The 20,121-nt window shown below is 53.4% G+C and carries 19 protein-coding genes, 2 tRNA genes, 1 rRNA gene and 2 pseudogenes; 6 read left to right on the top strand and 18 right to left on the bottom strand.

Features of this window, described 5'->3' with window-relative positions; translation table 11 throughout:
• Positions 1-125 precede the first annotated feature (125 nt).
• The gene (gene trxA, locus ACH0VJ_RS21195) at positions 126-455 is read right to left on the bottom strand and encodes a thioredoxin TrxA (protein ID WP_001280776.1); all 330 of its coding nucleotides are present in this window, start codon (positions 453-455) and stop codon (positions 126-128) included.
• Positions 456-598: 143 nt separating this feature from the next.
• Here trxA and rhlB point away from each other — a divergent pair, with 143 nt between their 5' ends.
• Both rhlB and gppA read left to right on the top strand, forming a co-directional pair.
• Positions 599-1,864: an ATP-dependent RNA helicase RhlB gene (gene rhlB, locus ACH0VJ_RS21190; protein ID WP_000047524.1), complete on the top strand. Its 1,266-nt coding sequence runs from the start codon at positions 599-601 to the stop codon at positions 1,862-1,864.
• A 118-nt stretch (positions 1,865-1,982) separates the two neighbouring features.
• Complete coding sequence (gppA, locus tag ACH0VJ_RS21185; RefSeq protein ID WP_001089448.1) at positions 1,983-3,464, top strand: guanosine-5'-triphosphate,3'-diphosphate diphosphatase; 1,482 nt, start codon at positions 1,983-1,985, stop codon at positions 3,462-3,464.
• Between the two features lie 39 nt (positions 3,465-3,503).
• Here the strand turns inward: gppA and rep are convergent, their stop codons facing one another.
• The 3 genes and pseudogenes from rep to ACH0VJ_RS21170 all read right to left on the bottom strand — a co-directional run.
• Positions 3,504-5,528, bottom strand: a complete 2,025-nt coding sequence (gene rep, locus ACH0VJ_RS21180; RefSeq protein WP_001238842.1) for a DNA helicase Rep — start codon at positions 5,526-5,528, stop codon at positions 3,504-3,506.
• Positions 5,529-5,627: 99 nt separating this feature from the next.
• Positions 5,628-5,765, bottom strand: a pseudogene (locus ACH0VJ_RS21175) (nicotinamide riboside transporter PnuC); the annotation flags it as partial.
• Positions 5,717-5,872: pseudogene (locus tag ACH0VJ_RS21170) on the bottom strand (Crp/Fnr family transcriptional regulator); the annotation flags it as partial. The pseudogenes ACH0VJ_RS21175 and ACH0VJ_RS21170, both read right to left, overlap by 49 nt.
• Before the next feature lie 193 nt (positions 5,873-6,065).
• Between ACH0VJ_RS21170 and ppiC the strand changes: the two are divergent.
• Positions 6,066-6,347, top strand: a complete 282-nt coding sequence (gene ppiC / locus ACH0VJ_RS21165) for a peptidylprolyl isomerase PpiC (RefSeq protein WP_001096806.1) — start codon at positions 6,066-6,068, stop codon at positions 6,345-6,347.
• Between the two features lie 37 nt (positions 6,348-6,384).
• Here ppiC and ilvC read toward each other — a convergent pair whose 3' ends face one another.
• Positions 6,385-7,860, bottom strand: coding sequence for a ketol-acid reductoisomerase (gene ilvC, locus ACH0VJ_RS21160; protein ID WP_000024933.1), 1,476 nt, complete (start codon positions 7,858-7,860; stop codon positions 6,385-6,387).
• A gap of 163 nt (positions 7,861-8,023) precedes the next feature.
• Between ilvC and ilvY the strand changes: the two genes are divergently transcribed.
• Positions 8,024-8,911: an HTH-type transcriptional activator IlvY gene (ilvY, locus tag ACH0VJ_RS21155; protein ID WP_000365798.1), complete on the top strand. Its 888-nt coding sequence runs from the start codon at positions 8,024-8,026 to the stop codon at positions 8,909-8,911.
• Between the two features lie 2 nt (positions 8,912-8,913).
• On the opposite strand, the gene ACH0VJ_RS21150 is transcribed toward ilvY, so the two are convergent.
• The 9 genes from ACH0VJ_RS21150 to ilvL all read right to left on the bottom strand — a co-directional run bounded on the left by ACH0VJ_RS21150 (position 8,914) and on the right by ilvL (position 16,501).
• A complete protein-coding gene (locus ACH0VJ_RS21150; protein ID WP_000560822.1) occupies positions 8,914-9,255 on the bottom strand; it encodes a helix-turn-helix domain-containing protein in 342 nt (113 codons plus the stop codon).
• Positions 9,252-9,569, bottom strand: a complete 318-nt coding sequence (locus ACH0VJ_RS21145) for a type II toxin-antitoxin system RelE/ParE family toxin (protein WP_023196385.1) — start codon at positions 9,567-9,569, stop codon at positions 9,252-9,254. The genes ACH0VJ_RS21150 and ACH0VJ_RS21145 overlap by 4 nt, the downstream gene beginning before the upstream one ends.
• 282 nt (positions 9,570-9,851) lie before the next feature.
• The gene (gene ilvA / locus ACH0VJ_RS21140; protein WP_001518457.1) at positions 9,852-11,396 is read right to left on the bottom strand and encodes a threonine ammonia-lyase, biosynthetic; all 1,545 of its coding nucleotides are present in this window, start codon (positions 11,394-11,396) and stop codon (positions 9,852-9,854) included.
• Between the two features lie 2 nt (positions 11,397-11,398).
• Positions 11,399-13,249, bottom strand: coding sequence for a dihydroxy-acid dehydratase (gene ilvD / locus ACH0VJ_RS21135; protein WP_001127427.1), 1,851 nt, complete (start codon positions 13,247-13,249; stop codon positions 11,399-11,401).
• Positions 13,250-13,409: 160 nt separating this feature from the next.
• Positions 13,410-14,339 (bottom strand): branched-chain-amino-acid transaminase, encoded by a 930-nt coding sequence (gene ilvE, locus ACH0VJ_RS21130; RefSeq protein WP_000208532.1) that lies wholly within the window; start codon positions 14,337-14,339, stop codon positions 13,410-13,412.
• Between the two features lie 17 nt (positions 14,340-14,356).
• Entirely contained in the window at positions 14,357-14,620 is a 264-nt protein-coding gene (gene ilvM, locus ACH0VJ_RS21125) for an acetolactate synthase 2 small subunit (protein WP_000983260.1), read from the bottom strand.
• Positions 14,617-16,263, bottom strand: a complete 1,647-nt coding sequence (gene ilvG / locus ACH0VJ_RS21120; protein ID WP_001012558.1) for an acetolactate synthase 2 catalytic subunit — start codon at positions 16,261-16,263, stop codon at positions 14,617-14,619. Before ilvG ends, ilvM begins: the two co-directional genes overlap by 4 nt.
• A gap of 2 nt (positions 16,264-16,265) precedes the next feature.
• A complete protein-coding gene (ilvX, locus tag ACH0VJ_RS21115; protein WP_192930503.1) occupies positions 16,266-16,316 on the bottom strand; it encodes a peptide IlvX in 51 nt (16 codons plus the stop codon).
• A gap of 86 nt (positions 16,317-16,402) precedes the next feature.
• On the bottom strand, positions 16,403-16,501 hold the full coding sequence (ilvL, locus tag ACH0VJ_RS21110; protein WP_001311244.1) for an ilv operon leader peptide: 99 nt from the start codon (positions 16,499-16,501) through the stop codon (positions 16,403-16,405).
• A 351-nt stretch (positions 16,502-16,852) separates the two neighbouring features.
• Between ilvL and ACH0VJ_RS21105 the strand changes: the two genes are divergently transcribed.
• Positions 16,853-18,373 (top strand): YifB family Mg chelatase-like AAA ATPase, encoded by a 1,521-nt coding sequence (locus ACH0VJ_RS21105; protein WP_000050212.1) that lies wholly within the window; start codon positions 16,853-16,855, stop codon positions 18,371-18,373.
• A gap of 24 nt (positions 18,374-18,397) precedes the next feature.
• Here the strand turns inward: ACH0VJ_RS21105 and maoP are convergent, their stop codons facing one another.
• On the bottom strand, positions 18,398-18,736 hold the full coding sequence (maoP, locus tag ACH0VJ_RS21100; RefSeq protein WP_000840996.1) for a macrodomain Ori organization protein MaoP: 339 nt from the start codon (positions 18,734-18,736) through the stop codon (positions 18,398-18,400).
• Positions 18,737-18,842: 106 nt separating this feature from the next.
• Here maoP and hdfR point away from each other — a divergent pair, with 106 nt between their 5' ends.
• The gene (hdfR, locus tag ACH0VJ_RS21095; protein ID WP_001541181.1) at positions 18,843-19,691 is read left to right on the top strand and encodes an HTH-type transcriptional regulator HdfR; all 849 of its coding nucleotides are present in this window, start codon (positions 18,843-18,845) and stop codon (positions 19,689-19,691) included.
• Positions 19,692-19,792: 101 nt separating this feature from the next.
• On the opposite strand, the gene ACH0VJ_RS21090 is transcribed toward hdfR, so the two are convergent.
• The 3 genes from ACH0VJ_RS21090 to rrf all read right to left on the bottom strand — a co-directional run.
• Positions 19,793-19,868, bottom strand: a tRNA-Trp gene (locus ACH0VJ_RS21090).
• Positions 19,869-19,876: 8 nt separating this feature from the next.
• Positions 19,877-19,953: transfer RNA gene (locus ACH0VJ_RS21085), tRNA-Asp, on the bottom strand.
• A 54-nt stretch (positions 19,954-20,007) separates the two neighbouring features.
• Positions 20,008-20,121: ribosomal RNA gene (gene rrf, locus ACH0VJ_RS21080) — 5S ribosomal RNA — on the bottom strand; the annotation flags it as partial.

Here is a 20,121-nt window from a genome sequence, read left to right as displayed (position 1 = left end):
ATCCTGACAATTTAAGAATAACGTAAGGACAACAGACGCCACGAAACTGCCTGATACCTTAATCATTCGTCGAATGACAGACGCCTGACTATACAGCGCCTTTGTCATTCGACGTATAAAAGGTATTACGCCAGATTGGCGTCGAGAAACTCTTTCAACTGACCTTTAGACAGTGCGCCTACTTTGGTTGCCGCCACTTCGCCGTTTTTAAACAGCAGCAGAGTCGGAATACCGCGGATGCCATATTTAGGCGCAGTACCAGGGTTCTGGTCAATGTTCAGTTTGGCAACGGTCAATTTGCCCTGATATTCGTCAGCGATTTCATCCAGAATCGGAGCGATCATTTTACACGGCCCGCACCACTCTGCCCAGAAATCAACGAGGATAGCCCCGTCCGCTTTGAGTACATCCGTGTCAAAACTGTCGTCAGTCAGGTGAATAATTTTATCGCTCATATATAACTCCACAGGAATAAGCCTGGCGTGTTGGTGTAGCATTAACCAACGAGGTGCTGATGTTAACTTCGCCAACAAAGGTTGACTTTATTTCACCGGATACGCTTTCGTAAAGCAATAGTAAGCTGATATTCTACCACACTATGAGCAAAACACATTTAACAGAACAGAAGTTTTCCGACTTCGCCCTGCACCCACAGGTGGTTGAAGCCCTTGAAAAAAAAGGGTTTTATAATTGTACGCCCATTCAGGCACTGGCCCTTCCGCTAACGCTGGCGGGTCGTGACGTTGCAGGGCAGGCGCAAACCGGTACCGGGAAAACGATGGCGTTTCTGACGTCAACGTTTCATTATTTACTTTCTCATCCCGCGATCGACGATCGCAAGGTGAACCAGCCGCGCGCGCTGATCATGGCGCCGACGCGTGAATTAGCCGTACAAATTCACGCAGACGCGGAGCCGTTGGCGCAAGCGACAGGCTTAAAATTAGGCCTGGCTTACGGCGGCGATGGTTACGACAAGCAGCTTAAAGTGCTGGAAAGCGGCGTTGATATTCTTATTGGTACGACGGGCCGACTGATCGACTACGCCAAACAAAACCACATTAACCTCGGCGCCATTCAGGTCGTCGTACTCGATGAAGCCGATCGCATGTACGATTTGGGCTTTATTAAAGATATCCGCTGGCTGTTCCGTCGTATGCCGCCGGCTGCGCAGCGTCTGAACATGTTGTTCTCCGCCACCCTGTCTTATCGGGTTCGCGAGCTGGCGTTTGAACAGATGAACAACGCCGAATATGTTGAAGTGGAACCGGAGCAAAAGACCGGCCACCGCATTAAAGAAGAGCTTTTCTACCCCTCTAATGAAGAGAAAATGCGTTTACTGCAAACGCTGATCGAAGAAGAGTGGCCGGATCGCGCCATTATTTTCGCCAACACCAAGCATCGTTGCGAAGATATCTGGGGACATCTGGCGGCAGATGGCCATCGTGTTGGTCTGCTGACCGGCGACGTCGCGCAGAAAAAGCGCCTGCGGATTCTGGATGAGTTCACCCGCGGCGATCTGGATATTCTTGTGGCGACCGATGTCGCGGCGCGCGGGTTGCATATCCCCGCCGTAACGCACGTCTTTAACTACGATCTGCCAGACGATTGTGAAGACTATGTTCACCGTATCGGTCGTACCGGTCGCGCTGGCGCCAGCGGACATTCCATCAGCCTGGCTTGCGAAGAGTATGCGCTGAATCTGCCCGCTATTGAGAGCTATATCGGCCACTCGATTCCGGTCAGCAAATACAATCCGGAAGCGCTCATGAACGATCTGCCCAAGCCGTTGCGCCTGACGCGTGCGCGTCCTGGCAATGGTCCGCGCCGCGCTGGCGCTCCGCGTAATCGTCGTCGTTCAGGTTAAGAAAAGTTATGCCATACACAAAATCATTTAGCCTGTATCAAGGCGGCAAGAAAACAAATCCCGATGAGCTTAGGAAGAGTACGCAGCCAACACGGATACAGGTTGAAGGATGAAGTGTATGAATTCCACCTCGTTGTATGCCGCCATTGATCTCGGTTCCAATAGTTTTCATATGCTGGTCGTGCGCGAGGCGGCGGGAAGCATCCAGACGCTGACCCGAATAAAACGCAAGGTGCGTCTGGCCGCGGGTCTGAACAACGACAACCACCTTTCAGCCGAAGCGATGGAACGCGGCTGGCAATGCCTGCGCCTGTTTGCTGAACGTTTGCAGGATATCCCGCAGCCGCAAATCCGCGTGGTTGCCACCGCAACATTGCGTCTCGCCGTCAATGCGGGTGAATTTATCGCGAAAGCGCAGACTATCCTTGGTTGTCCGGTGCAGGTTATCAGCGGCGAAGAAGAGGCGCGGCTGATTTATCAGGGAGTCGCTCATACCACCGGCGGCGCAGATCAGCGACTGGTGGTGGATATCGGCGGCGCCAGCACTGAACTGGTTACCGGCACTGGCGCGCAAACCACGTCGCTGTTTAGCCTGTCGATGGGCTGCGTAACGTGGCTTGAACGCTATTTTAGCGATCGTAATCTGGCGCAAGAAAACTTTGATGATGCGGAGAAAGCCGCGCGCGATGTACTGCGTCCGGTCGCCGATGAACTGCGTTTTCATGGCTGGAAGGTCTGCGTGGGTGCCTCCGGCACCGTACAAGCATTGCAGGAAATCATGATGGCGCAGGGGATGGACGAGCGCATTACGCTCGCCAAACTGCAGCAGCTAAAACAACGCGCGATACAGTGCGGGCGTCTGGAAGAGCTGGAAATCGAAGGCCTGACGCTGGAGCGCGCGCTGGTTTTCCCAAGCGGGCTGGCTATTCTGATCGCGATATTTACCGAGCTGAACATCCAGAGCATGACGCTGGCAGGCGGCGCGTTACGCGAAGGGCTGGTGTATGGGATGTTGCATCTGGCGGTAGATCAGGATATCCGCAGCCGCACGCTGCGAAACATTCAGCGTCGGTTTATCGTCGATACCGATCAGGCAAATCGCGTGGCGAAGCTGGCAGATAACTTCCTCAAACAGGTAGAAAATGCCTGGCATATTGAGCCTATCAGTCGTGAACTGTTGCTTAGCGCTTGCCAATTGCATGAGATCGGTCTGAGCGTTGATTTTAAACAGGCGCCCTATCATGCCGCCTATTTAGTACGCCATTTGGATCTGCCTGGCTATACGCCCGCGCAGAAAAAGTTGCTCGCCACCCTCTTACTGAACCAGACCAATCCGGTCGATCTCTCTTCGCTTCATCAGCAAAACGCGGTACCGCCCCGTGTTGCGGAACAGCTATGCCGTTTGCTGCGCCTGGCGATTCTTTTTGCCGGTCGCCGTCGTGACGATCTGGTACCAGAAATTACGCTACAGGCGCTAAATGAAAATCTGACGTTAACCTTGCCTGGCAACTGGCTGGCACATCACCCGCTGGGTAAAGAGTTGATTGATCAGGAAAGCCAGTGGCAAAGCTATGTACACTGGCCGCTGGACGTTCGCTAACCGTAGTCTGATTGCCGGATGACGCTTCGCTTATCCGGCCTACGATTTCGCTCGCTTTGCCGCCATCATGGCTTTCAGATTAGCCAGGTGACTTTGCCCTTTTTGCATTCGCTCCTCAGCGCTTACCACTTTGCGCTCCTGCTCCCAGATTAAATCATCCTGCGGGAGTTCTAACAGGAAGCGGCTGGGTTCCGGGCGCACCAGTTCCCCATACTGACGGCGCTCTTTACATAATGTAAAGGTGAGCTCTTTCTGCGCGCGAGTGATCCCAACATAGGCCAGCCGACGCTCTTCCTCAATATTATCTTCGTCAATGCTGCTTTGATGCGGCAAAAATCCTTCTTCCATTCCCACCATATAGACATACGGGAATTCCAGTCCTTTCGATGCATGAAGCGTCATCAACTGTACCTGATCCAGCTCTTCTTCGCTCTCGCCACGCTCCATCATATCGCGCAGCGTAAAGCGTGTAACCACCTGGGTCAGCGTCATCGGCTCATCGAGTTCGTTGCCTTCCAGCATCTCAGTCATCCAGCTAAAGAGCTGGTTAACGTTTTTCATTCGCATTTCCGCCGCTTTGGGGCTCGGCGAGGTTTCGTACAACCAGGATTCATAGTCAATACCGTGGATGAGATCGCGCACGGCGGCGACAGGCTCACGTTCGGCCAGTCGCTGGATTTCCCCCAGCCAGTGGGTAAAACGCGTCAATGAATCGTAACCACGTCCGGTCAGCTTCTGGCTAAGCCCCATATCAAAGCTGGCGGTAAACAGGCTTTTATTACGCGTCATTGCCCATTCACCCAGCTTTTGCAGAGTGGCCGGACCGATTTCGCGTTTTGGCGTATTCACGATGCGCAGGAAAGCGCTGTCATCATCCGGGTTGGTCAACACCCGCAGGTAGGCCAGCAGGTCTTTAATCTCCGGACGGGAGAAAAATGAGGTGCCGCCGGAAATTTTGTACGGAATGCGGTTCTGCATGAGGAATTTTTCAAATACCCGCGACTGATGATTCCCGCGATACAGAATGGCGTAATCCTTGTACTGGGTCTTGTTCACAAAGTGATGGGCAATCAGTTCGCCGGTAACGCGCTCAGCTTCATGCTCTTCATTGTTTGCGCTTAACACTTTGAGTTCCGCGCCGTAACCGAGTTCGGAAAAGAGGCGCTTTTCAAAGACGTGCGGATTGTTGGCGATGAGAATATTCGCCGCTTTCAGGATGCGGCCCGAAGAACGATAGTTTTGCTCCAGCTTAATCACCTGCAGCGCCGGAAAATCCTGGCTCAGTAACACCAGGTTTTGCGGACGCGCCCCGCGCCAGGAGTAGATAGACTGATCGTCATCGCCCACGACCGTAAAGCGCGCGCGTTGCCCGACCAGCAGCTTAACCAACTCATACTGGCTGGTGTTAGTATCCTGATATTCATCCACCAGCAGATAACGAATTTTATTCTGCCAGCGCTCGCGCACCTCGTCATTGCGTTGCAGCAGCAGCGTCGGCAGCAAAATCAAATCATCAAAATCGAGAACGTTGCATGCCTTCATATGGGCGTCGTAAAGCCCGTAGCAGTGGGCAAAAATACGATCGCGTTCACCTTTCGCCCCCGCCGCTGCCTGTGCAGGCGTTTTGAGATCGTTTTTCCAGTTGGAGATCGTGGAGATCAGCTGTTGCAACAGAACCTTGTCGTCTTCGATCAGGCCTTCGGTCAGCTCTTTGAGCAAGGCGACCTGGTCGGTATCGTCAAACAATGAAAAGTTCGATTTCATCCCCAGCGCAGCGTACTCGCGCTTAATAATATCCAGCCCTAGCGTATGAAAGGTGGAGATCATCAAACCGCGCGCTTCCTTACGGCCGAGCGTCTGCCCGACGCGTTCTTTCATTTCGCGCGCTGCCTTGTTGGTAAACGTCACCGCCGCAATATGCCGGGCCTGATAGCCGCATCCGCGGATCAGGTGGGCGATTTTATTGGTAATTACGCGAGTTTTACCAGAACCCGCTCCTGCCAGCACCAGGCAGGGTCCGGTGACGAATTCGACAGCGTGTTGTTGGCCGGGATTTAAACGCATGGGAATAGTGCTCAATCTTCGAACGGGGGAGGGATTGTAGCAGAAAGCGAGGCCCAGAGAAGACCTGGCTGCCTTTTCAGGCAGCCAGGAAAAGGTCAATCAGCAGGCTCTGGCGGCAAGCGGCGTATAGCCATTACGCTGTGCGCTCTTGATCCAACTGAAAGAACCCATTAGCGCGATCGCCGTCAGCAGAACATACTCAAGCGACATCGCATAAACGCCCTGTACTGCATGATTTCCAACGGGCAGTATTTGAGTAATTCATAGAGCACTGGGTCGCGTACGACCTGGCGTAACCCTAAAAGCCAGTCGTCTGGAAATTCTGCGTTTTTCATTATGTTCATGGTATCTCGCCCCTTGTCAGAAAGGACAGGACCGCCGTCCCGCACATCCGAAATACGCCTGCTAAAAATGCCGCTTATCTCCCGGTTCATTAAATCAGGCGGGACATCTGTCCTGTAATGGCGAAGAGTATATGTCTGACGGCCTAAGGAGTGATAAAGTGACGGCCAATCTTTGCGACGTGAGAACACAATAATGGCAAAAATGGCAGCAGCACTGCATATCCTTGTAAAAGAAGAGAAACTGGCTTTAGATCTTCTGGAGCAAATTAAAAACGGCGGCGATTTTGAGAAGCTGGCGAAGAAGCATTCTATCTGCCCATCCGGTAAAAAAGGCGGTCATTTAGGCGAATTTCGTCAGGGCCAGATGGTTCCGGCATTCGATAAAGTAGTCTTTTCCTGCCCGGTACTGGAGCCAACCGGCCCGCTGCATACCCAGTTCGGTTACCACATCATTAAGGTATTGTATCGCAAATAAAAAACCGGGTGGCGCTAGCGCCACCCGACAAGGTATATCAACCCGCTACCGCAATACGTTTCATATCCGTCATATAGCCGCGCAGTTTCTTACCTACCTGCTCAATCGCATGACTACGAATTGCGTCGTTCACGTCGCGAAGCTGTGCGTTGTCTACCGCGCCTTCCGGGATAGCACTACCCAGATCGCCCGGTTGCAATTCCGCCATAAACGGTTTCAGCAGCGGTACGCAAGCGTAAGAGAACAGGTAGTTACCGTATTCTGCGGTATCGGAGATAACCACGTTCATTTCGTACAGGCGCTTACGAGCGATAGTGTTGGCAATCAGCGGCAGTTCGTGCAGTGATTCGTAGTAAGCGGATTCTTCGATGATGCCGGAATCGACCATGGTTTCGAACGCCAGCTCAACGCCCGCTTTCACCATCGCAATCATCAGCACGCCTTTATCGAAGTACTCCTGCTCGCCGATTTTACCTTCAAACTGCGGCGCGGTTTCGAACGCGGTTTTGCCGGTCTCTTCACGCCAGGTCAGCAGTTTCTTATCGTCGTTAGCCCAGTCAGCCATCATGCCGGAAGAGAATTCGCCGGAGATGATGTCATCCATGTGTTTCTGGAACAGCGGCGCCATGATCTCTTTCAGCTGTTCGGACAGCGCGTAAGCACGCAGTTTCGCCGGGTTAGACAGACGGTCCATCATCAGGGTGATGCCGCCCTGCTTCAGCGCTTCGGTGATGGTTTCCCAGCCGAACTGAATCAGTTTTTCCGCATAAGCCGGGTCGGTGCCTTCTGCCACCAGCTTGTCGAAACACAGCAGAGAACCGGCCTGCAGCATACCGCACAGGATGGTCTGCTCGCCCATCAGGTCGGATTTCACTTCCGCCACGAAAGAAGACTCCAGTACGCCCGCACGGTGACCGCCGGTCGCCGCCGCCCAGGCTTTAGCAATCGCCATGCCTTCGCCTTGCGGATCGTTTTCCGGGTGAACGGCGATCAGCGTCGGCACACCGAAGCCACGCTTGTATTCTTCACGTACTTCGGTGCCCGGACACTTCGGCGCCACCATCACCACGGTGATGTCTTTACGGATCTGCTCGCCCACTTCCACGATGTTGAAGCCGTGGGAGTAGCCCAGCGCCGCGCCGTCTTTCATCAGCGGCTGTACGGAACGCACCACGTCGGAGTGCTGTTTGTCCGGCGTCAGGTTAACTACCAGGTCAGCCTGCGGGATCAGCTCTTCGTAGGTACCCACTTTGAAGCCGTTTTCGGTCGCTTTACGCCAGGAAGCACGCTTCTCAGCAATCGCTTCTTTACGCAGGGCGTAGGCGATGTCCAGACCGGAGTCACGCATGTTCAGGCCCTGGTTCAGCCCCTGCGCGCCGCAGCCGACGATGACCACTTTTTTACCCTGAAGGTAGCTCGCGCCGTCGGCGAATTCGTCGCGGCCCATAAAGCGGCATTTACCCAACTGCGCCAGCTGCTGGCGCAGATTCAGTGTATTAAAGTAGTTAGCCATGATGGTGTACTCCGTGATGTTGTGTGTCGCGCTTATTGTTCGGTTTACAGATTGCTATCTGTGCGAATGAACCCACATTACAACAGGAAATTTATTGCGGAAATTGATATATTCACAACGTTATGTTGCGGTTTATGCAACGTCAAAAACCGGAGGTCTGTCTGTGGATTTACGCGATCTAAAAACCTTCCTGCATCTGGCGGAAAGCCGCCACTTTGGCCGCAGCGCGCGGGCGATGCACGTCAGCCCCTCCACGCTCTCCCGGCAGATTCAGCGGCTGGAAGAAGATCTCGGCCAGCCGCTGTTTGTGCGCGATAACCGTACGGTCACGCTGACCGAAGCGGGTGAAGAGCTGCGAGTGTTTGCCCAACAGACGCTTTTGCAGTACCAGCAGCTGCGCCATACCCTCGATCAGCAGGGGCCGTCCCTTTCCGGCGAACTCCATATCTTCTGTTCAGTGACCGCGGCATACAGCCACCTGCCGCCAATCCTCGACCGTTTTCGCGCCGAGCATCCCTCGGTGGAAATTAAGCTCACCACCGGCGACGCCGCCGATGCGATGGAAAAAGTAGTCACCGGCGAGGCCGATCTGGCAATCGCCGGCAAACCAGAAACGCTGCCTGGCGCGGTGGCGTTTTCGATGCTGGAGAATCTGGCAGTGGTGCTGATCGCCCCGGCGCTGCCCTGCCCGGTGCGCAATCAGGTTTCGGTTGATAAGCCCGACTGGTCAACGGTGCCGTTTATCATGGCCGATCAGGGGCCGGTACGCCGCCGCATTGAGCTATGGTTCCGCCGCCATAAAATCAGCAATCCGCAGATTTACGCCACCGTCGGCGGTCACGAAGCGATGGTCTCAATGGTGGCACTGGGCTGCGGCGTGGCGCTGCTGCCGGAAGTGGTGCTGGAAAACAGCCCGGAGCCGGTACGTAATCGCGTAATGATTTTAGAGCGCAGCGATGAAAAAACACCGTTTGAGCTTGGCGTCTGCGCGCAAAAAAAGCGGCTGCATGAGCCGCTGATTGATGCGTTCTGGAAGATTTTACCGAATTAGTTTTACGGCCCTACCATTACCCGAACAGGCTTCCCAATACGGCTAAGCATATTCACCAGAGCATCAATGGTGAATTTGCTGCATTTCTTGTTGACGACATCCGAAACGCGCGGTCGGGATATATGCAAAACTGTAGCAACCTCGGCTTGCTTCATCTGGTTTCGCGTAATCCAGAGGGTAATTTCTTCCATGAGCTGTTCTTTAATGGCTAACGTGTTTTCGATTTCACTCAGGGAATCAGCGTAAAACTTTTCTGCGTCCTGCTTATCAAACCCCAAATCAGCAAAAACATTACCGCCAGATGGCGTCACATGGCGAATATCACTATCAGTTTTGGCAATCACAAGCTGTTTCTCCGTTGTTGCACCACCCGGTTATAACGCGTTCTGGCGATGTTTTTATCGTGCTGACTGGTTTGTTGCGTCTGTTTTTGGAAACTATGCAAAACGTAGAGTGCTTCTTCAAACTTAGCGACATACATAACGCGATAGATACCATTGTTGTCACGAATCCGAATTTCATTTACCCCAGCCCCAATTTCTGAAAACAGTTTCCAGTCATCGGGTTCAATTCCATACTGAATTTTGTGAAGCTGATAACCGACTGCTTTACGTACCGTTATGGGAAAAGCCAGGAGATCATCCAGAGAAGATCCCACCCATCGAATTTCTTTTTCATTGGAGAGAGCTCGGGTGAGTAACATAACATCCTTGTGTATAAAATTTTATACATTGTTTTTAACAGGTGCAAGTGATGGCGGTGCTAACGATATGGTGAGCCGAGTTTCACCACAAGCAGATTGGGCGCCTTCTGGAAAACGTCTCGCAAAATTAAATGAGTGGATGCTCCGGGCTGGCAGAAAAGCCCAATAACTGAGGGAAGATCATATCTGGATATCAGGCCCACTTTACTTTGTGGGCCTGAAAAACTAGACGCTGAATTAACCCGCCAGAAAGAACCGGAACGCCGGGTTATTGCTCTCATCATGGCATTCATAGCCCAGCTCATGCAGCCGGGTTTCGAAATCCGGCTCATGATCGCCTAACTCGAACGCCGCCAGCACGCGGCCATAATCGGTACCGTGGCTGCGGTAATGGAATAGCGAAATATTCCAGTGCGTGCCAAGCGTATGCAGGAATTTGAGCAACGCGCCGGGCGACTCCGGAAATTCGAAACTATACAAACGCTCCTGTAATGGCTTGGAGGGGCGCCCGCCGACCATATAGCGCACATGCAGCTTCGCCATTTCATCGTCGGAGAGATCCACTACGCTATAACCGCCGTCGCACAGTTGGGTGATAATCTCTTTTCGTTCCTCCAGCCCCTGACTGACGCGTACGCCGACAAAAATACAGGCATTTTTCGCGTCGGCAAAACGGTAGTTAAATTCGGTGACCATACGCCCGCCAAGCAACTGACAGAATTTGAGGAAGCTCCCCTTTTCTTCCGGAATGGTCACCGCCAGTAGCGCTTCGCGCTGTTCCCCCAACTCGCAGCGTTCAGACACATAGCGCAAGCCGTGGAAGTTGACGTTGGCGCCGGAAAGGACGTGCGCCAGCCGTTCGCCGCGAATATTGTGCTGGGCGATATATTTTTTCATCCCCGCCAGCGCCAGCGCGCCGGACGGTTCCGCCACCGCACGCACATCTTCAAACAGATCTTTCATCGCCGCGCAGATAGCGTCGCTATCGACTGTAATAATGTCGTCGAGATATTCCTGGCACAGGCGGAAGGTTTCGTCGCCGATGCGTTTTACCGCCACGCCTTCAGCAAATAACCCAACGCGCGGGAGATCCACTGGATGACCGGCTTCCAACGCCGCTTTCAGGCAGGCGGAATCCTCCGCTTCGACGGCAATCACTTTGATTTGCGGCATCAATTGTTTGATCAGTACCGCTACGCCCGCCGCCAGGCCGCCGCCGCCAACCGGCACAAAGACACGATCGAGATGCGAATCCTGCTGAAGCAGTTCCAGCGCCAGCGTGCCCTGCCCGGCGATCACCATTGGGTGATCAAACGGCGGCACCCAGGTAAAACCCTGCTGCTGCGCCAGCTCAATAGCTTTCGCTTTCGCTTCATCAAAATTAGCGCCGTGCAACAGCACTTCGCCGCCAAAACCGCGTACCGCATCGACTTTAATATCCGCCGTTGCTTTTGGCATGACGATCAGCGACTTCACGCCAAGCCGCGCGGAGGAGAACGCCACGCCCTGCGCATGATTGCCCGCCGACGCGGTAATCACGCCGTGGGCTTTTTGTTCTTCGGTCAATCCGGCCATCATCGCGTAAGCGCCGCGCAGCTTAAAGCTATGTACCGGCTGCCGGTCTTCGCGTTTGACGAGAATAACGTTATCCAGACGTGACGAGAGCTTTTCCATTTTTTGCAGCGGCGTCACCTGCGCCGCTTCGTATACTGGCGCGCGTAGCACCGCGCGCAGATACTCCGCCCCTTCCGGCGCGACTGACAGTGGTTGAGATTCCGCCATCATCAACCTCCCAGTTTCGATTTATCGCGCACCGCGCCTTTATCGGCGCTGGTCGCCAGGCTGGCGTAGGCACGCAGGGCAAACGAAACCTGACGCTGACGATTTTTAGGCGTCCAGGCTTTGTCGCCACGAGCTTCCTGCGCCTCGCGGCGTGCGGCGATTTCAGCCTCGCTCAACTGCAACTGAATGCTGCGGTTCGGGATATCAATCGCAATAGTGTCGCCATCTTCAATCAGCGCAATAGTGCCGCCGCTGGCCGCTTCCGGCGAGACGTGGCCGATGGAAAGACCCGAAGTACCGCCGGAGAAACGCCCATCGGTGATGAGCGCGCAGGCTTTGCCCAGCCCCATCGACTTCAGGAAACTGGTCGGATAGAGCATTTCCTGCATTCCCGGCCCGCCTTTCGGCCCTTCGTAGCGGATCACGACTACATCGCCTTCCACTACTTTGCCGCCGAGAATCGCCTCTACCGCGTCGTCCTGGCTTTCATACACTTTAGCCGGGCCGGTAAATTTAAGGATGCTGTCATCCACGCCTGCGGTTTTCACAATGCAGCCGTTTTCGGCGAAGTTGCCATACAGCACCGCCAGACCGCCGTCTTTGCTATAGGCATATTCCAGCGAGCGGATGCAACCCGCTGCGCGGTCGTCATCCAGCGAATCCCAGCGACAATCCTGCGAGAACGCCTGGGTAGTACGGATACCGGCAGGGCCAGCACGGAACATTTTTTTAACCGCTTCGTCCTGCGTAACCGTGATGTCGTACTGTTCCAGCGTTTGCGGCAACGTCAGGCCTAATACGTTTTTCACGTTGCGGTTCAGCAGCCCGGCGCGATCCAGCTCGCCTAAAATACCCAGCACACCGCCGGCACGGTGAACATCTTCCATATGGTATTTCTGGGTACTTGGCGCCACTTTACACAGCTGCGGCACCTTGCGGGACAGCTTGTCGATATCACTCATGGTGAAGTCGATTTCCGCTTCCTGCGCCGCCGCCAGCAGGTGAAGAACGGTGTTGGTCGAACCGCCCATCGCGATATCCAGCGTCATCGCGTTTTCAAACGCGGCTTTGCTGGCGATGTTACGCGGCAGTGCACTTTCGTCGTTTTGCTCGTAATAGCGTTTAGTCAGTTCAACAATCCGCTTACCGGCATTGAGGAACAACTGCTTACGGTCAGCGTGAGTTGCCAGCAGCGAGCCGTTGCCCGGCTGCGACAGGCCCAGCGCTTCGGTCAGGCAGTTCATGGAGTTAGCGGTAAACATGCCGGAGCAGGAGCCGCAGGTTGGACACGCGGAGCGCTCCACCTGGTTACTTTGATCGTCAGAGACTTTCGGGTCCGCTCCCTGAATCATGGCATCAACCAGATCCAGCTTGATAATTTTGTCTGAAAGCTTGGTTTTCCCGGCTTCCATCGGTCCGCCGGAGACAAAGATCACCGGAATATTCAGGCGCAGCGAGGCCATGAGCATCCCTGGGGTGATTTTGTCGCAGTTGGAGATACACACCATCGCGTCAGCGCAGTGAGCGTTCACCATGTACTCAACGGAGTCGGCGATCAGCTCGCGCGACGGCAGTGAATAGAGCATACCCCCGTGCCCCATGGCAATCCCGTCATCCACGGCAATAGTGTTGAACTCTTTCGCCACCCCGCCGGAAGCTTCAATCTGTTCGGCGATCAGCTTACCGAGATCGCGCAGATGAACGTGACCCGGCACAAACTGAGTGAATGAGTTCACCACGGCGATAATCGGTTTGCCAAAATCACTGTCGGTCATTCCGGTGGCGCGCCACAGCGCGCGGGCACCCGCCATATTACGACCATGAGTGGTGGTGGCGGAACGGTACTTAGGCATGCTTTATTTACTCCCCATCTTTTCCCTTCATACTTCACGCCACAGGTGCGTTGGCTGCCTCACTCACCCCAGTCACTTACTACAGTAAGCTTCTGGGGATTCGCTGCGTTACCGCCTTCCTGTGACGCAAATTATTTTGGGAAAATATTAATTTTATTTATTATGAATTTACCGGATCCAACCAGCCCCATTTATCCTCGGTTTCTCCAGTGAAGAGACCAAAGAAGGCTTGTTGAATACGCTTGGTAACAGGGCCGCAACGGCCTTCACCTACCTGGATACCATCAACGCTGCGTACCGGAGTAATTTCTGCCGCGGTTCCGGACATAAACACTTCGTCGGCCAGATACAGCGATTCACGGGACAGCACCTGCTCGCGCACTTCAATACCCAGCTCTTTCGCCAGTTTGATAATCGCGTCGCGAGTAATGCCTGGCAGCGCGGAAGAGGTAAACGGCGGAGTAAACAGCACGCCATCTTTTACCTCAAACAGGTTTTCACCTGCGCCTTCGGAGATATAGCCGTTTACATCCAGGGCGATGCCTTCCTGATAGCCGTGGCGGCGCGCTTCGCTACCCACCAGCAGTGAGGAAAGATAGTTCCCGCCCGCTTTGGCGGCGGTCGGAATGGTGTTCGGCGCAGCGCGGTTCCAGGAAGAAACCATCGCATCGATCCCCTGATCCAGCGCTTCGGCGCCCAGGTATGCCCCCCACGGGAACGCGGCGATGATGACGTCAGTGGTGTATCCCGGGGGCGGGTTAACGCCCATACCGACATCGCCGACAAATACCAACGGACGGATATAGGCGCTGGTCAGGTTGTTTTTGCGGATCACTTCGCGGCAGGCTTCCATCAGCTCATCAATACTCTGGGAAACCGGAAAACGATAAATTTTTGCTGAGTCGCGCAGGCGCTGCATATGTTCACGATGACGAAACACTACCGGGCCTTTGTGAGAGTCGTAGCACCGAATCCCTTCAAATACCGACGTACCGTAGTGCAGCGCGTGAGACATTACGTGAACCTTCGCGTCTTCCCAGCGCACCATCTCGCCATTGAACCAAATGTAATCAGCTTTTTTCGTCGTCATTTTTCTTCCTTTTGCGCTCAGGCGCGGATTTGTTGTGATGTGGCAGCGCTCTGGCAGATTGCGACATGCGCAACATCTACCAGTTTACTTAACTGACTAAACAGTAAGTCGACCGACCGGGGACTGGCAACGGTCAATTCAATATTTATATTCTGCGCATCGGTCGCGGCTTCCATATTCATGGAGCACACCTGAAAACCACGATGGCGCACCACGCGTAAAACACGTTCTAAGGTTTCTGGATTAAAGCGTGCCGATACATTGACCTGATGTTGCATCATGATAATTTCTCCAGCATTTCAGAGTTACTGGCGCCAGGCGGCACCAACGGCCAGACATTTTCAAGTTCGTCGATTGAGACGTGAAGCAGGTACGGCCCTTCGCTTGCCAACATCGTGTCGAGTGCCGCTTCAACCTGGTCTTTACGAGTAATGTGCTGGCCTGGAATGCCGAAGGCGCTGGCCAGCATGAGAAAATCGGGGTTATCGGTCAGGGTGGTTTCGCTATATCGCTCCTGGAAAAACAGTTGCTGCCATTGTCGAACCATCCCTAACCGCTGGTTGTCGAGTAAGACTATCTTCAACGGTAACTGCTTGCGTTTTACGGTGCCCAACTCCTGAACATTCATCATGAAGGAGCCGTCACCGGAGATACAGATAACAGTATCATTCGGTCGCGCTACCTGCGCGCCAACGGCCGCCGGTAAGCCGAATCCCATCGTCCCCAGACCGCTGGAAGTGATGAAATTTTCCGGGCGGGTGTAAGTCATATGCTGGGCTGACCACATCTGATGCTGCCCCACATCCGTCGTCACCACACTGTCTGCGGGTTTGCGTTCCGACAATTGCTTCAACAACAACGGCGCATAGATAGTCTCGCCAGGATGATCATAGCGCCAGGCGTGTTCTGCGCGCAGCTCTGCACAGGACTGACGCCATGCGTCGATCTTCAGCGGTTGCTGTAATGCCGACAACAGCGAATTTAAATCGCCCTGCAACGCGACGTGTGCCTGACGCAGTTTGTTCATTTCCGCCGGGTCGATATCCATATGGATCACGCTGGCGTTCGGCGCAAACGTATTCAGCTTACCGGTCACCCGGTCATCAAAACGTGCACCCACTGCGATCAGTAAATCACACTCTTGCACCGCGAAATTAGCCGCTTTAGTACCGTGCATTCCCAGCATGCCCAGATAGTACGGATAATCAGCTTCAACAGCCCCTAGCCCTTTCAGCGTGCAGGTAACTGGCATTTGCGTTACCGCGATAAATTTACGCAGCGCCGGAACCGCCTGCGCCATACCAACACCACCGCCGACGTACAGCATGGGTTTTTTCGCCTGTTCCAGCATCTGGTGCGCTTGTTCCACATCAGCCTGCGGGAAAGTCGCTTCGTTATCAACGGTAGTAAACCAGGGTTCCAGCTCACCGCTGGCCAACTGGATATCTTTCGGGATATCCACCAGAACGGGTCCGGGACGGCCAGCGTTGGCGACTTCAAAAGCCTCCGCCATGATGCGCGGCAACTCTGCCAGCGACTGCACCAGGAAGCTGTGTTTGGTGCAGGCCAGCGACAGCCCTAACACATCCACCTCCTGGAACGCATCGGTGCCGATGAACGGGGCGGAAACCTGACCCGTGATCGCGACGACGGGGACCGAATCTAACAACGCATCCGCCAGGCCAGTGATCAGGTTAGTGGCGCCAGGGCCGGAGGTGGCGATACAAACACCGGTTTTGCCGGTAGAACGGGCATAACCGATTGCCGCCATTGCGGCACCCTGTTCGTGTCGGCACAACAAATGCTCCACACCACCGTCATACAACGCGTCGTAAACCGGCATAATTGCGCCGCCAGGATAACCAAATACGGTTTTCACCCCCTGCGCTCGCAAAGCATGTACCACCCACTGTGCCCCGTTCATAGTTACATCCCCGTCGTAAATCTTGAGAAACAGAATTTTATGCTGTTATTCACGCTCTGCTCCTCGCTTAAGTTTTTCAGGCCAAAAAAAACCCCCGGACCTTTCGGTGCGGGGGTCTTAGTTCGTTAAGGCTTGATTTCTAAGCCTTTCCTCGTCCAAGTGCAGCCCCGCACGGTGGGATAATAATCACCACCACGCTAATCACGACCAGGCTAATCACTCGTAGAAGGGCTGTCATTTTTGTCTATTCTTGCATCTTGTTCGAAGGAATACCTAAAGAGTTACCATAGGTTTTGCCAATAGCACAAGATATTTTTTTAACCACGTTTCAGATAATGCAGGTGAATGCCTAAAAGTGCTTTGTTTTTTATAAGAAAAATTAGCAACTGAAAAATTTTCACGTTTTCCTCCCCCTTTTGGCGCACTCTACATCCTGTTTTCCTTCTTTTCGCTTCTGCGAGCGTTCTTCCAGTTTGATGTTTCTTACCTGAAAATGACGCCAAAATTCAGGAAGCAGTCGCTAAAAAACAAAAAGTCAGTAATTCGATTTTCTCTTCTATTCCGCATAATCCACGTAACAGGAGGGATTATGTCACTGGCGATTGTTCATACCCGCGCCGCACTTGGCGTCAATGCGCCGCCTATCACTATAGAGGTGCATATCAGTAATGGATTACCGGGATTAACCATGGTTGGCCTACCGGAAACCACGGTAAAAGAGGCGCGTGACCGGGTACGTAGTGCGATTATTAATAGCGGATATGAATTTCCGGCTAAAAAAATAACCATTAACCTTGCTCCAGCCGATCTACCGAAAGAGGGTGGAAGGTATGACCTGCCTATTGCTGTTGCGCTTCTGGCCGCGTCTGAGCAGCTTACAGCGTCGAATCTTGAGGCATATGAGCTGGTGGGTGAGTTAGCGCTTACAGGCGCATTACGCGGCGTTCCTGGCGCAATATCAAGTGCAACGGAAGCCATCAGGGCCGGCAGAAATATTATCGTCGCAACAGAGAACGCGGCGGAGGTTGGGCTTATCAGCAAAGAAGGATGTTTTATCGCCGATCATCTACAAACCGTCTGCGCCTTTCTGGAAGGGAAACACGCCCTGGAAAGACCTTTAGCTCAGGATATGGCATCGCCTACCGCAACTGCCGATCTTCGCGATGTGATCGGTCAGGAGCAGGGTAAACGCGGCCTGGAGATTACAGCGGCAGGGGGACATAATCTGCTATTGATCGGCCCGCCGGGTACGGGTAAAACCATGCTGGCCAGTCGACTGAGCGGGATTCTTCCACCATTAAGCAATGAGGAGGCGTTGGAAAGCGCCGCGATCCTCAGTCTGGTTAATGCCGATACGGTACAAAAACGATGGCAGCAACGCCCCTTTCGCTCACCTCATCATAGCGCCTCACTTACTGCTATGGTCGGCGGCGGCGCAATACCCGCCCCGGGAGAGATATCGCTGGCGCACAACGGAATTTTGTTCCTTGATGAATTGCCTGAATTTGAACGACGCACACTGGATGCGCTACGCGAACCTATAGAATCCGGCCAAATTCATTTATCCCGTACCAGAGCGAAAATAACGTACCCTGCCAGGTTCCAGTTAATCGCCGCAATGAATCCGAGCCCGACCGGACATTATCAGGGAAACCATAATCGCTGCACGCCAGAACAGACACTACGTTACCTTAATAGGTTGTCAGGCCCGTTTCTTGATCGTTTTGACCTTTCGCTTGAGATACCGCTTCCTCCGCCCGGGATTCTTAGCCAACACGCCTCAAAGGGTGAGAACAGCGCTACGGTAAAAAAGCGGGTCATCGCCGCCCATGAACGGCAGTACCGACGCCAGAAGAAGTTAAACGCGCGTCTGGAGGGTCGCGAAATCCAAAAATATTGTGTTTTGCATCACGATGACGCTCGCTGGCTTGAAGACACGCTGGTGCATCTTGGGTTATCCATTCGCGCCTGGCAGCGTTTACTAAAAGTGGCCAGAACCATTGCCGACATAGAACTGGCTGACCAGATCTCACGTCAGCATTTGCAGGAAGCGGTAAGCTATCGGGCGATAGACAGGTTGTTAATTCATTTGCAAAAGCTGTTGGCGTAAAAAAAGGGCATTACGCCCTTTTTATTAATCATCAGCTTCGGTGTAGTCTTCTGCGCCTTCAACTTGCGGCTTGCCGCCAGACAAGGTGTGGAAGCGTTTTGGACGCTTGATACGCGTCATATACTTGGACCAGACGCGTTCTGCATCCGTTACCGGCTCGCGTTCACCGCGACATACCGCTACAAACAGCTTCTCTTCTTCAGTCACAGGCTCACGCTTGCCAAGATCCAGATCATTAAAGGCATGACCATGACGCTCAAGCAGTTGTGCCTCTTTAATCGTGAAATCACCGTGACGAGAGAATCCACGTGGATAATGTTTATTGTCAAAATATCGATTAGTCGTCGTAAAGCTTTCCGCCATCCTGCACGCTCCTAATTCTTTGTCTGAGCTATTTATGGCGCGGAGTATTAGTTACGCTTGACAGAGTGTAAAACAAAACATTTAAATCATAACGACAAATAATTTTGTGGAGAGCACAGTGGATACGGAATTGTTAAAAACTTTCCTGGAAGTTAGCCGGACACGCCATTTCGGGCGGGCCGCAGAAGCACTTTACCTGACGCAATCCGCGGTGAGCTTTCGTATCAGGCAACTGGAGAATCAACTGGGCGTAAACCTTTTTACGCGGCACAGAAACAATATCCGTTTAACCACGGCTGGCGAAAAACTTTTACCGTATGCGGAAACGCTGATGAATACGTGGCAGGCGGCACGTAAAGAGGTGGCGCATACCTCACGCCATAACGAGTTTTCCATCGGCGCCAGCGCGTCTTTATGGGAGTGTATGCTTAACGCCTGGCTGGGGCGACTGTACCAACTACAGGAGCCACAAAGCGGCCTGCAATTCGAAGCCAGAATCGCTCAACGGCAATCGCTTGTGAAGCAACTTCATGAGCGCCAGCTTGATCTCCTCATTACTACCGAAGCGCCCAAAATGGATGAGTTCAGCAGTCAGCTGTTAGGGCACTTCACTTTGGCGTTATATTGCAGCAGCCCTGCCCGTAAGAAATCAGAACTCAATTATCTGCGGCTGGAGTGGGGCCCAGACTTCCAACAGCATGAAACCGGGCTGATCGCAGCAGATGAAGTGCCGGTATTAACAACCAGCTCAGCCGAACTCGCCCGACAGCAGCTTAGCGCATTAAATGGCTGTAGCTGGCTTCCTGTAAACTGGGCAAATGAAAAGGGCGGATTACATACCGTTGCCGACAGCGCAACGCTTTCACGGCCGCTATACGCCATTTGGCTGCAAAACAGCGATAAATACTCGCTGATCTGCGATCTGTTAAAAACGGATGTGCTGGATGAACAATGAAAATGATGAAAAGAAAAGGAAGGGAACTCACGATTACCTGATCAGATAATCAGGTAATTTTAGGCAAAAAAAAATCCTTAGCAGATGCTAAGGATTATTTCTGGCAGGGGCGGAGAGACTCGAACTCCCAACACCCGGTTTTGGAGACCGGTGCTCTACCAATTGAACTACGCCCCTAATTAGGGTGGCGGAACGGACGGGACTCGAACCCGCGACCCCCTGCGTGACAGGCAGGTATTCTAACCAACTGAACTACCGCTCCACCGAATTCTTTTACAACCACTGATTTTTACATCAGTTTACTGCTTAATTTGATGCCTGGCAGTTCCCTACTCTCGCATGGGGAGACCCCACACTACCATCGGCGCTACGGCGTTTCACTTCTGAGTTCGGCATGGGGTCAGGTGGGACCACCGCGCTAGTGCCGCCA

This window comes from Salmonella sp. 2020_1459, assembly GCF_043847915.1.
In the GTDB taxonomy this organism is placed as follows: Bacteria; Pseudomonadota; Gammaproteobacteria; order Enterobacterales; family Enterobacteriaceae; genus Salmonella; species Salmonella enterica.
Note: the sequence above shows the minus strand (reverse complement) of the source record. Positions and strands in the feature narration are given on the sequence as shown.

Excerpts from the sequence above, each read along its gene's own strand:
- rep (WP_001238842.1), bottom strand. The coding sequence starts at position 5,528 with ATGCGTTTAAATCCCGGCCAACAACACGCTGTCGAATTCGTCACCGGA.
- maoP (WP_000840996.1), bottom strand. The coding sequence starts at position 18,736 with ATGGCGGAAAGCTTTACGACGACTAATCGATATTTTGACAATAAACAT.
- ilvD (WP_001127427.1), bottom strand. The coding sequence starts at position 13,249 with ATGCCTAAGTACCGTTCCGCCACCACCACTCATGGTCGTAATATGGCG.
- ACH0VJ_RS21105 (WP_000050212.1), top strand. The coding sequence starts at position 16,853 with ATGTCACTGGCGATTGTTCATACCCGCGCCGCACTTGGCGTCAATGCG.
- ppiC (WP_001096806.1), top strand. The coding sequence starts at position 6,066 with ATGGCAAAAATGGCAGCAGCACTGCATATCCTTGTAAAAGAAGAGAAA.
- ilvE (WP_000208532.1), bottom strand. The coding sequence starts at position 14,339 with ATGACGACGAAAAAAGCTGATTACATTTGGTTCAATGGCGAGATGGTG.
- ilvG (WP_001012558.1), bottom strand. The coding sequence starts at position 16,263 with ATGAACGGGGCACAGTGGGTGGTACATGCTTTGCGAGCGCAGGGGGTG.
- ilvM (WP_000983260.1), bottom strand. The coding sequence starts at position 14,620 with ATGATGCAACATCAGGTCAATGTATCGGCACGCTTTAATCCAGAAACC.
- ilvC (WP_000024933.1), bottom strand. The coding sequence starts at position 7,860 with ATGGCTAACTACTTTAATACACTGAATCTGCGCCAGCAGCTGGCGCAG.
- rhlB (WP_000047524.1), top strand. The coding sequence starts at position 599 with ATGAGCAAAACACATTTAACAGAACAGAAGTTTTCCGACTTCGCCCTG.
- trxA (WP_001280776.1), bottom strand. The coding sequence starts at position 455 with ATGAGCGATAAAATTATTCACCTGACTGACGACAGTTTTGACACGGAT.
- ilvL (WP_001311244.1), bottom strand. The coding sequence starts at position 16,501 with ATGACAGCCCTTCTACGAGTGATTAGCCTGGTCGTGATTAGCGTGGTG.
- gppA (WP_001089448.1), top strand. The coding sequence starts at position 1,983 with ATGAATTCCACCTCGTTGTATGCCGCCATTGATCTCGGTTCCAATAGT.
- ilvA (WP_001518457.1), bottom strand. The coding sequence starts at position 11,396 with ATGGCGGAATCTCAACCACTGTCAGTCGCGCCGGAAGGGGCGGAGTAT.